This window comes from Rhizobium sp. 2YAF20 (assembly GCF_052114685.1).
In the GTDB taxonomy this organism is placed as follows: Bacteria; Pseudomonadota; Alphaproteobacteria; order Rhizobiales; family Rhizobiaceae; genus Rhizobium.
Genome location: NZ_JBFRFF010000034.1, coordinates 60473 through 71485, shown reverse-complemented (window position 1 = coordinate 71485; position 11013 = coordinate 60473). Strand labels below are relative to the sequence as shown.

Below are 11013 nucleotides of genomic sequence, written 5' to 3'. Positions count from 1 at the left end.
CCGAGCAGCGTGTTGGTCCACATGTCGAGCCCGCCGAGCGCCACGCCGATCGCCGTGCCGAACTTCGACCAGAGCGGCTTGACGTTGCGCACGCGCTTCAGATCCTTGCCGATATCGGTGGCGCGCCATTCGTTCTCGATTTCGACGACCTCGTCATTGGCTCGACCGGCAGCGATCGCCGCGGCGATCTTGTCGGCGGCSAGCATTCCCGACAGTACGGCGTTGTGCGAACCCTTGATGCGCGGCACGTTGACGAAGCCGGCGGAACAGCCRATCAGCGCGCCGCCGGGGAATGARAGCTTCGGCACRGACTGGTAYCCGCCCTCGGTGATGGCGCGCGCGCCATAGGACAGGCGCTTGCCACCTTCGAAGGTGGCGCGGATTGACGGATGGGTCTTGAAGCGCTGGAATTCCTCGAAGGGGTAGAGGTAGGGGTTCTTGTAGTTCAGGTGGACGACGAAGCCGACGGCCACAAGGTTGTCTTCCAGATGATAGAGGAACGACCCGCCGCCGGTCTTCATGCCAAGCGGCCAGCCGAAGGAGTGCTGCACGAGACCCTGCTTGTGGTTCTCMGGCTTTACTTCCCAGAGTTCCTTGATGCCGATGCCGAATTTCTGCGGCTCGCGATCCTTCTGAAGGTCAAACTTGGCGATCAGTTGCTTGGCGAGCGAACCGCGYACACCCTCGCCGATCAGCACGTATTTGCCCAGAAGCTCCATGCCGCGCGTGAAATTCGGGCCGGGCTCGCCGTTTTTCTCGACGCCCATGTCGCCGGTTGCGACGCCGATGACCGCACCCTGGTCATTGTAGAGCACCTCGGTGGCGGCAAAGCCTGGATAGATTTCGACGCCAAGCGCTTCGGCCYTTTCGGCCAGCCAACGACAGACCAGCCCGAGCGAAACGATGTAATTGCCGTGATTGTTCATCAATGGCGGCATGAGGAAATTCGGYAGTCGGATCGAACCCGCAGGGCCGAGAAATAGGAAATGGTCGGCCGTGACTTCGCTCTTGAATGGATGCCCCTCCTCATTGCGCCAGCCCGGCAATAGGCGGTCGATGCCGATCGGATCGACGACGGCGCCGGAGAGAATGTGCGCACCGACCTCCGCACCCTTTTCGAGCACGACGACAGTCAGATCGGGGTTGATCTGCTTCAGCCGGATCGCCGCGGACAGGCCTGCCGGACCGGCCCCGACGATGACCACGTCGAATTCCATGCTCTCGCGTTCGGGGCTCATTCTTGCTTGCTACCTTGACAATAGAAATGGCGACGAGGCTTGGAGCCTCGCCAGAATCGAAGGCGACGCCTAACTTAAAAGGAAGTCACACTTTGCAGCGTATCCAGCGCCTCGACATATTCGTTGAGCATACGCTCGATTTCAGATTTGACAGTCGTGTGCTGCTTGATGTCGCCGACTGCTTGGCCGACCGAATAGGTCCAGTAATCAAGGTTGCGGCCGCGTTCCGCACGCTTGAATGGGTATCCATTCATGATCGACTGCATAGGCCAGTCCAGCGGCTTAGGCGCGTTGGGTTGATGCCAAGCGTCAACATATTTCGTGTAAAGCATCCGGCCCTGTTTACCAGTCATCGCCTTCGAAAGTCTGGCATCCTCGGAAACTGCCGCGAAAAGCTTTTCGCGCATCTCGATGCTGAGATCGCTCTCCGCCGTTCCCAGCCAGAGCGATCCCATCCAAACGCCTTGGCAACCTAGAGCAAGCGCGGCGAGGATATGCGAGCCGCGGGTGATCCCGCCCGCCGCGAGGACGGGGATTCCGTCTGCTGCGTCAACAACCTGCGGCCACAAGACCATGGAGGCGATATTGCCGACGCTTCCGCCAGCTTCCGTGCCCTGCGCCACCAGCACATCAACACCTGCGGCTCTTTGCTTGGCAGCATGTTTGCCGTTTCCGACCAGCGCACCGACTTTCACACCCTTCGCGTGAGCCTCCTTGACCACCCACTCCGGCGTCACGCCGAGTGCGCCAACGATAAAGTTTACGGACTTGCGGCTGAGGACGATTTCAAGCTGCTCGCGGCTCTTCTTGTGCGTCATCGCCATCTTCTGAGCATACTCGGAAAGATAAGTGTCTCGGTCGGCTTCGGATATATCCGCGATTCCGGCATCGTCGAGCAGGGTCTTCACGAAGTTTAGGTGTTCCTTGGGAATGAGTTTGCGATACTCGTCCGGTGTCTTTTCCGCGTCCTCGCCGCCTGTCCCGGGGAATACCAGGTCAACAGAAAAAAACCGTCCGTCGACACGCTGCTCAATCCAATCAAGCGACATCTCAAGTTCTTCAGGTGTCATCCAGGCTGCTCCGAGAGAGCCCATTCCACCTGCCTTCGTCACAGCTGCAACTACGTCGCGGCAGTGTGAGAATGCAAAGATAGGCAGTTCAATTCCGAGCGTCTTGGTCAATTCTGTTTGCAACTTTAACCCTCCGGCGGTTTGTAGCTTACGCGTATCGTCATACACGTCGCAGCCATACTGGTACGATCATTTGGCTACCAGTGCGTACATTTTACATTATAATGAGTATGTTTGTAAAGAGGCGTCGTGCCCGATCTCGTTAGGAATGGTGCGTACGCGCCCGCGCAAAAGAATTTTCAGCTTATCCCAATGGCGCTGTTGCACAATCCTAATAGTACTGTAATGTACGGATGAGTATGTGATTGTGAACGCGAAGTCATTTGCTTATCGCGGAGTTTTTCCGTCGCATAGAGCTCGTTATTTGGTCTGTGCCTGTGCGGACCGAAAGCATTTAACTGAAGCTGAAGGGACTTACGCATGTTCGACTTTAAGGGAAAAGTTGTCGTTATCACTGGTGGTGAGACCGGGATTGGGCGGGCTACCGTCGAAGCTTTCGCGCGCGCAGGGGCTGATGTTACCTTGGCAGGCTATCTTGAAGACAAGGCGACCGAGGTCGTTCAGTCGCTCGCTTCCGAAGGCTTGACCATCGACTTCATCCAGACTGACGTGCAGCAGGAGAGCTCGATTGACAACGTGGTTTCCAAGGTCATCGCTAAGCACGGTCGAATCGACGTGCTTGTAAACAACGCCTCGATTTTTGATGGTTTTGCAGGCGTTCAGGAAACCTCGAATGCGCTGTGGGAGCGTGTGATCAACACTAACCTCCGGGGCACGTTCTATTTCTGCCGCGCCGTCGTCAAGGGCATGGTTGCCCGCGGCGAAGGTCGTATCGTGAACGTGGCATCGGTTGGCGGCATCATCGGCGGAGCCGACGGCCTTGCCTACACGGCCTCCAAGTTCGGCGTAATTGGCCTCACCCGTCAGATGGCGGTCGAGCTGACCAAGACTGGTGTCTGGATCAATGCCGTCTGCCCCGGCATGATACAGACCGATATGCGAGGCAATTCGGCCCGCATCCTCGGGGACGACGCACCAAACATGGCACGCGGCGCTGGAGTCAACCCTGATGCCCTCAAGCGCGTCCCGGCTGGCCGGAAGGGCGTACCATTGGATATCGCGAACGCAATCATGTTTGCTGCCTCGCCGTACGCCGGTTATATGGCAGGTCACTCCCTCGTTATCGACGCTGGGTGGACGATTCAGTAATCGACCGCCTTAACCCATAGAACGCCTTGGCTTGGACTGCACTCTAAGCCAAGGTCGCAATGTGCATGACGCATGCAACAAGGCTTCAGAAGTAAAACCATGAATCGCTTGAAAGTTGACTACGACATTATTGGCGCAGCCCGCCGGGTAAACACTGGCCCCACGCCTAAGAATGCGTAAAGCTGTGTCGATGCTTGTCAGCAGATCGAGATTCGATTGGGCTTACAGCAGTGAAGACCGAGCCATTCACCGGCGTGGATGTGGGCGACCTAACCCGCGGCAGAATATTGGGTGGATCCCCGTCGACCAACGGGCGGAATATGGATTTGACCAGCGATCCGGACGCGTAGGCGATGCGGGTCGCCGATTGTGTTTGATGAGCCTGGTTTCTGCCGACGCCGACGCGTCTTAGACTGTGATCGGGCGGCGACCTGGAGACTGTCCAATGCCTCATCAGAGCGGGCGAAATCGTACAATCCAAAGCGAGAGCATCGCTTGGATATCGCTTATTACGTTCCAGGGCCGGAAGCCCAATAGATTATGTAGCGCCGGATCTGAGCGCAATCGCAGCGATCGGGGACAGTAAGTAGGTCGAAGCCTGCTACATTGCGTATTCGCCCTGGATGTCCTCGTTGAATGACATGCGGGCTTCGCCGGGGTGATCGTGAACGTGAGCACTTCTTCTCGATTGTGCGTCATGAGAGTACAACCTCGGACGACGAGTCCGAAGTCTTATTGGTTCGAAACAAGGTTTCACGAATGGACTGGCGCATGACTTCCAGAGAACATCCACTCTACGACACCCTCCTTTCCCTTGCGAAGGCGCGCTATTCGTGTCGCGCGTTTGATGCCCGCCCTGTGTCACGAGACGACATTGAACGCGTACTTGAGATCGCGCGTAGGTCTCCCTCGGATTGCAATACTCAGCCGGCGAGCATTTTTATCCTGAGCGGTACAGCCCTCGAAGGTTTGAGAGCTGAGATGTATGACGCAGCGGCCACAGGAGGCGAGCGCACTTCCGATATACCGCCGATCGCAACTTACACTGGCGTGTTCCAAGACCGGCGTCGAGAGTGTGGCTGGGCGCTATATAACGCGGTTGGCGTGCAGCGCGGAGACCGCGAAGGTTCCGGACGCCAAGCCTTGGAAAACTTCCGATTTTTCGGTGCGCCTCACTTGGCGATCATCACCGCACACGAGGGTCTTGCAGAGCGAGGCCTTTTCGATGCGGGCATATATTTGGGGCATTTTTTGCTTGGTGCTCAGTCCCTGGACATTGCAACTGTACCGCAGGGGGCGATTGCCCACTACGCCGAAATCATCCGCAAATACGCGCCAATCGCGCCCGACCTTCGCGTGGTGTGCGGCGTGTCGTTCGGTTACGAAATCCAGGAGCACGCAGCAAACAGCTTCAGGATGGGCCGTGCAGACTTGTCTGAAAACGTAGTGTTCGTGGAGTAGAGGAAAGGCACCAAGTAGGGTGACCTCCTCACGCAGCCTTTGCGACGCCTTGAATGAGCTGGTCGGCAAATGCGGATGCCACATCCTCGGCACTATATTTTGAGGACGACCGACGGAACCAGGTGTAGGGCCAGTTGCAAGCCCCAATCAAGCAGCAAACTGCCAGAAAAGGATCGCCGTCGCGGAACTCACCCGCCTTGATACCGGCCGCATACAAATCCTGAATTTGCTTATTGTACTGCCGGCGGTTCGCGGTGACGCTGCTGCGCTGCTCTTCGGTCAGCTCGTTCTCATCGCGATTGTAAATCATCGACCATTCTTGATGCATCATCACGTTTAGGGCGTGCATTTTAACGATACGTGCGAGAACCTCCGTCGGGGATCCACCTGGGCTCAGCGCTTCTTCCAGGCCATTCGCGTAGGTTTCGACGATCTTCTCGAAAATCCTCCAGAGGATCTCGTTCTTGTTTTTCATGTAGTAGTAGACAATCGACTTTGTGAAGCCCATTTCGGCGCTGATATCGTCTACAGTAACCGCCCTGAAGCCCCGAGCGGCTATCAAGCGAGATGCCGCGTCAAGAATCTCTTCCTGGATCAATTCGGTCTTCTGCTGCTTGATCCGACCTCGAATGTTTGGCTTCAAAGTCTCTCGTTGCGCTTCCATATCCATGCGGCACCTTTCTGAGTATGTTTTCGTGCTTTACGGTATAAATTTCCGAAATACAAGACTAGTAACATTCCCTAAGGGCTCAAGGCATTGCGCCAAAGCGCGCAAAACCTTGTATTCATTGCCAAAACCGCAAAGCGGATTCACGGTCAGGTGTTGTAAGCGCCAGGATTCCACTGCTTCTCTACCTTCCAGTTCGGAGAAAGAGATGCAAATCGATCAAGACTCAGTCTTTCCACTGGAGCTTCGGTCTTGCCCTTGAGCGCCAGCTCTGCCATGGCAATTCCCACAGCCGGAGCCATGCCGAAGCCGTGCCCCGCTCCCGCCGCAACCAGAAGACCCTCGGGATGGTCGAACTTGTGGATGATCGATTTCTGATCTTTAGTGATGTCAAGAACACCCGCCCACGTTCTCAATAGCTGAGCGCCGGCCGCAACCGGAAATGCCTCGATCATGCGACGCACCAAATTTCTTACGATCGGCGTATTCGGCTTTGCAGGTTCTTGGTCGGCGTCAACGTCAACCCATTCGTGCGGCCCACCATTAGCATGGAGATTTCCGCGCTTTGTCTGACGAATGGAAAGCCCGTTGAGCCCGATGAAGCCAACGTCGTACATGGGGGGTAGGGGCGTCGTGACCAGAGCTTCAAGGCGAACCGTTGCGACGGGAAACTCGACGCCGAAAGGATGCAGCAGTTTAGCATTATAGCCGGCCGCACAGAGTACGACGCGGTCGGCGTAGATATCCCCAGTTGAGGCCCTTACGCCTTTAACCTTTCCAGCTTCCTCAAGCACGTAGTAAACTGGATTGTTTTCGATAATCGTTCCGCCAACGTCCTGGAAAGCCCACCCGTATGCCTGCGAGACGCGTTGAGGATTGGCGTGACCCGATCGAGGCGTGTAGAGCCCTGCTCGCGTCTCGTTCGAGAGGATGGGGATCAGTTTACGGCAAGCATCCGCATCGATGATTTCGAAGCCGAAATCGGCTCGCTTGAAAGCCTTGAGTGTTTCGTGCAGCTCTTCCACCTGCTTGTCCGAAAACGCCACCCAGAGGCGTCCCTTCTGGGTCCACTCGGTAGGATAGCCAAGCTCCTCGTCAAGATTGTCCCACAGCTTCTCTGCCATCTGGGCCAACGGTGCTTCGTCCGGGTCATCGGCGCGCAGGCTAAGATATCCGGTGGCGCGCGACGAAGCTTCGTAGGCGACCGGTCCACGGTCAATAACGAGAACCCGTGCGCCAGCCTTTTGAGCGTTGTATGCAGTCGACAAGCCGAGTAGGCCCGAACCGACGACGATCACATCGTAATTATTCATATCTTTTACCTCTTGCCGCCCGAGCCGCTCTCGGGGACAATCTCTTCATGCATCCAGTGAGGCCACTTCTCTCGCGTATCGTAGTCATCGTCCTCGGCGGCGATTAGCGACATGTCAATCGGGCGCACCGGGAAGCGATAGCTGCTAGGCTTGATGTCCCTCAAGGGCACGCCGTAGCGCTGTGAGAGCAGAATTGCAGCTTCATCGCGGCATCTCTTGCCTTGGCAGTGACCCATCCCGACGCGGGTCATCCTCTTTGTCATATCTTGGTTGATTTTGGGGCCCGTTTCGCCTCCGGTAACCGCGACATGAGGCGCTCGCAGTCCCGCTCCTAGATAACGTGGTGGCTGGAGATCGAGGAATTCTCCGCGCGTGACACTTTCACATTGGCAAAGTACTACGTCGGTTCCGCCCAGCTCGTTGAGCTTCTGAACCCAGAGGCCGATGTAGTCAGCCTGTTCGGTTGCGCTTTCTCTCGAGGAGAGTATTACGCCAGCATTCCCCGTCTCACCGCTGATCGCTGAAAGAATGCGCGGTACCTGATTTCCGCCATCACTAAACTCGGAAAGCCAATAGACTCCCGGCAGAGATGTCTGCGAATGGTCATCCAGAGATGGTGTCCAAGCGGGCAACTCCTCCGAAAACTTCAACGAACAGCCCATGGCTGCCGGGAGTTCGATATTAGGCAGGACGGCAATTGCGACGCAGACCGTATCGCAAGCTATATCGCGGGCCTGGGAGCCATCCAGCAACGTGATCGTTGCGGAAGACACCTTATCGGTGCCATCGGCCTTCAGAATTACGCTGTCATAGAACACCGGGATGTTCTGCGCCGCCGCCCATTGGAGATCATCAGCGCCCGCTTTGAACTCCAGGGACGGCTCGACAAACCCTGCGATGGAAATACCGCGTGTGAGCGCCGCCTTGGCGAAATCGACCGCAAGCGTAGTGGTGCCGAGGATGAGACAGTTCGTTCCGCTGAAACATTGATACGCGCCGAGAAGCTTCTGGCCAGCCTTGCCGCCCAGTACCCCGGGCAAATCCCATCCCTTAAACGAAGGAACGAAGTCGCGGGAGCCTGTTGCAAGAACGAGGTGGTCGTACTCGACCAATTCGTTTCCTTCGCGAGAAACAAGACCAATTTTCGGAGTTCCAATATGAAGTGAGTTGGCGGAGTTCTGAAACGCTCCCCACGCGACGACACCGATTTTCACGTCGACTTCATTTTCGACGCACTCGAGCAGCTGCTCATTTGAACTCAGCACGTTGTCGAAGACCGCCGTTTCGTCGCTCAATGAGGCGGGCAGACCCGACCCGTAAAAGTAGGGGGCGTCGAAGGACATATTTTTGAGAGTCTGAGGATGTTCGTCAACAAGAGTGACTTCAAAACCCGCTGCCTGCGCAGCCAATGCGAATTCGCAACCAAGCCCGCTAGCTCCCACCACAGTAACACGTTTGCCGCTCATTTTGTTTGTTCCCTCAATTCAGCGAGCGCCGGAACGGCTTTGGACATCGACCCGACCCTGTCAGCGCCACGGCACCAACGCAACGTGGCGTATCGTTGTTATCCCAGCTTACGAATTGCCGCGGTCAAGATCTGCTCGTAGTCGCCAACGATGCCGATATCCGCAACTTTGAAGATTGCGGCTTCCGCGTCCTTGTTGATGGCCACGATTTTCTTTGCTCCTCCTATGCCAGCCAAGTGATGGACAGCACCGGAGATACCGACCGCGACATAGACATCCGGACTTACCTTCTGTCCGCTGAAACCAACCTGGCGGGAGGAAGGAACCCATCCCATTTCAACTGCGGCACGGCTTGCGCCGACAGCTGCCCCGACCTTCGCAGCGAATTCGTCGATGATGCGCCATTTGTCGCCCGAGCCCACACCGAGGCCTCCCGATACGACTTTCCCGGCTCCGCGCAATGGCAAACCACCGCTGTCTGGGAGTGCTTCGGAACCCACAAAGCGCACGGTGCCCTCCTCGACCTCAGTGGCCAATGCCGAAACGTTCACTTCGGAGGCATTCGGTGCGCTTAACGCGTCGCCGCTGTACAGTAGCACTGAAGCGCGATCGCCGATAACCAAGTTCTTCGAAACCAAGCCGCCCATGGCAGGAGCGCCGACGTTTATTGCGTCTCCCTCGACGTTCAGTGTTTCGCATGCGGTCACGAACTCAGCTTCCAGCGCCGCCGCTAACTGTGGTGCCCAGTTGCGGTTGGCGAGTGTTCCAAATCCGATTACGAGCGAAGCGCCCACATCGGCTGCGGCCTTCGATGCGATACCTAAAAGGAAATCGGCACCATCGCCAACAGGCTTGCTTGGCGAGACAGTGGTAATATTACGATATGCACCGCCGTAGGGGACCTTGACGTCGCTTTCTCCCCATGCCGTCAACAGAACCAAATCGGACGCGTAGCCAGCCTTGGTTAGCTTCTCGGCGAGAGCAGCCAAAGTGGCATGTTCCGAGTTCCTCGTTTCAGCCGTCCAATGGAGAACAAAGAGAGCGTTTTTCATATCGACTTCCTTACTTCCCCAGAGCGGCGAGCAGGACTGCCGCCTTGTCGTCATCACTACCTTCAACGAACTGGGTTGCTTGGACAGCCCTTTGCCCCTTCTTCGGCGCGAATTTGGGTTTGATGGATGAGACACCTTGCTCGACAGCAAGGACCACCTCGATCGCGGCCTTCTTTGCAGCCATGACACCTTTCAGGCCAGGAGTTCTGGGCTTGTTGATCTCGTTTGAGACAATAACCATCGCCGGAAACTTGAGTTCGTATTCATCGACGCTCGCGTCTGCGAGTTTGCCAACCGTAATCGCGTTTTCACCGACCTTACTGATGGACACCACAGGCGAAATCACCGATGCGCCAAGTCCGTAAGCGACGAGGAAAGGAACATATCCGGCGTCGGTGTCCGAAGACTGACGCCCGGCGATGACCACCGATGGGTTGGTCGACTGCTTGATTGCCGTGACTATCGCCCGCGCCGTTTGAAAGGAATCACGGCGGAAAGCTGGGCTTAATTCGACCCTGATCGCACGGTCAGCGCCCATCGCCAGAACGCGGCGGAGATACTGGTCCGCCGAAGCGTCATCAGCGGTCACGACGGTGACTGTGCCGCCGCTCGTCTCTTTCAAAGCGATTGCGGCTTCGGCTGCGTTCAAGTCGTAGAGGTTGATCGAATACTGCGCCGAAGCGTGAAGTACGATCTCCTCCTGGGAATCAGAGATCGAAACCAGATGCTCTGGCAGGTTCGGATCCGGGACTTTTTTTATGAGAACAACGATTTCCATTGCCACGACAACGCTCCTACGATGGAAGTCAAATTCAGGGCAAGCTAAGGGTCTACCCCGATGGCCGAGGGCGCTGAACCGCCCGGAATTATTCAGCCAGCGTCGCGCGTGTGGAACATTACCTTCCACGTACCCTGCTGACATACCTCGCCTTTCTGGTTACGGACTTCCAGCCAGAAGTTTACGATTCCGCGAGCAGGATTGGACGTAAGACGCACCTCCTCGACTCGCTGGTAGACATGAATGGTGTCACCCATTTTTACCGGGGCTTTGAGATCCCAGGTCATTCCGAGAAACGCGATCGCGGTTCCTTCCTTGAGTCCGAGGCGGAACTCGAGGCCGGTGGTGATCGCAAAGACCGCAGGCCCATGCAGGATGCGAGCGCCGAACGGCGTTGATTGAGCAAAGATTTCGTCGGTGTGAACCGGATTATGATCGCCTGTGAGTGCGGCGAACATCACAATGTCGGTTTCCGTGATCGTACGCCGGGGAGTAATCCATTCCTGGCCGACCTTAAATTCCTCAAAAAACATCGCGTTCTTCCCGACGGCGAGCGTCGGATGATCGGTCTTGACGTCCATTCACTTTTCTCCTTGTAAGCCGAGGCGCGGTTTAAACGCTTCATCGCATCCCAGGCCAAATGACATACTCATGAGAATGCATTTTCTACTAGCAGGTTCGTACTGTCAAGCGAGCGGT

At 56.5% G+C, this 11013-nt stretch carries 10 protein-coding genes; 2 read left to right on the top strand and 8 right to left on the bottom strand.

Annotated elements, in window-relative coordinates:
• A partial coding sequence (locus tag AB4Z52_RS27900; protein WP_442221132.1) for an NAD(P)/FAD-dependent oxidoreductase occupies positions 1 to 1238 on the bottom strand: 1238 nt, incomplete at its 3' end.
• Positions 1239 to 1312: 74 nt separating this feature from the next.
• Positions 1313 to 2476, bottom strand: coding sequence for a nitronate monooxygenase (locus AB4Z52_RS27895; protein WP_442221131.1), 1164 nt, complete (start codon positions 2474 to 2476; stop codon positions 1313 to 1315).
• 312 nt (positions 2477 to 2788) lie between these two features.
• Here AB4Z52_RS27895 and AB4Z52_RS27890 point away from each other — a divergent pair, with 312 nt between their 5' ends.
• Both AB4Z52_RS27890 and AB4Z52_RS27885 read left to right on the top strand, forming a co-directional pair.
• A complete protein-coding gene (locus AB4Z52_RS27890; protein ID WP_442221130.1) occupies positions 2789 to 3577 on the top strand; it encodes an SDR family NAD(P)-dependent oxidoreductase in 789 nt (262 codons plus the stop codon).
• Between the two features lie 771 nt (positions 3578 to 4348).
• Positions 4349 to 5038, top strand: a complete 690-nt coding sequence (locus AB4Z52_RS27885; protein WP_442221129.1) for a nitroreductase — start codon at positions 4349 to 4351, stop codon at positions 5036 to 5038.
• A gap of 28 nt (positions 5039 to 5066) precedes the next feature.
• On the opposite strand, the gene AB4Z52_RS27880 is transcribed toward AB4Z52_RS27885, so the two are convergent.
• The 6 genes from AB4Z52_RS27880 to AB4Z52_RS27855 all read right to left on the bottom strand — a co-directional run bounded on the left by AB4Z52_RS27880 (position 5067) and on the right by AB4Z52_RS27855 (position 10895).
• A complete protein-coding gene (locus AB4Z52_RS27880; protein WP_442221128.1) occupies positions 5067 to 5708 on the bottom strand; it encodes a TetR/AcrR family transcriptional regulator in 642 nt (213 codons plus the stop codon).
• A gap of 146 nt (positions 5709 to 5854) precedes the next feature.
• A complete protein-coding gene (locus AB4Z52_RS27875) occupies positions 5855 to 7018 on the bottom strand; it encodes an NAD(P)/FAD-dependent oxidoreductase (protein WP_442221127.1) in 1164 nt (387 codons plus the stop codon).
• 5 nt (positions 7019 to 7023) lie between these two features.
• A complete protein-coding gene (locus AB4Z52_RS27870) occupies positions 7024 to 8484 on the bottom strand; it encodes an FAD-dependent oxidoreductase (protein WP_442221126.1) in 1461 nt (486 codons plus the stop codon).
• A 98-nt stretch (positions 8485 to 8582) separates the two neighbouring features.
• Positions 8583 to 9536, bottom strand: coding sequence for an electron transfer flavoprotein subunit alpha/FixB family protein (locus AB4Z52_RS27865; RefSeq protein WP_442221125.1), 954 nt, complete (start codon positions 9534 to 9536; stop codon positions 8583 to 8585).
• Between the two features lie 10 nt (positions 9537 to 9546).
• Positions 9547 to 10314, bottom strand: a complete 768-nt coding sequence (locus tag AB4Z52_RS27860; RefSeq protein WP_442221135.1) for an electron transfer flavoprotein subunit beta/FixA family protein — start codon at positions 10312 to 10314, stop codon at positions 9547 to 9549.
• Positions 10315 to 10406: 92 nt separating this feature from the next.
• Positions 10407 to 10895, bottom strand: a complete 489-nt coding sequence (locus AB4Z52_RS27855; RefSeq protein ID WP_442221124.1) for a MaoC/PaaZ C-terminal domain-containing protein — start codon at positions 10893 to 10895, stop codon at positions 10407 to 10409.
• Positions 10896 to 11013 lie beyond the last annotated feature (118 nt).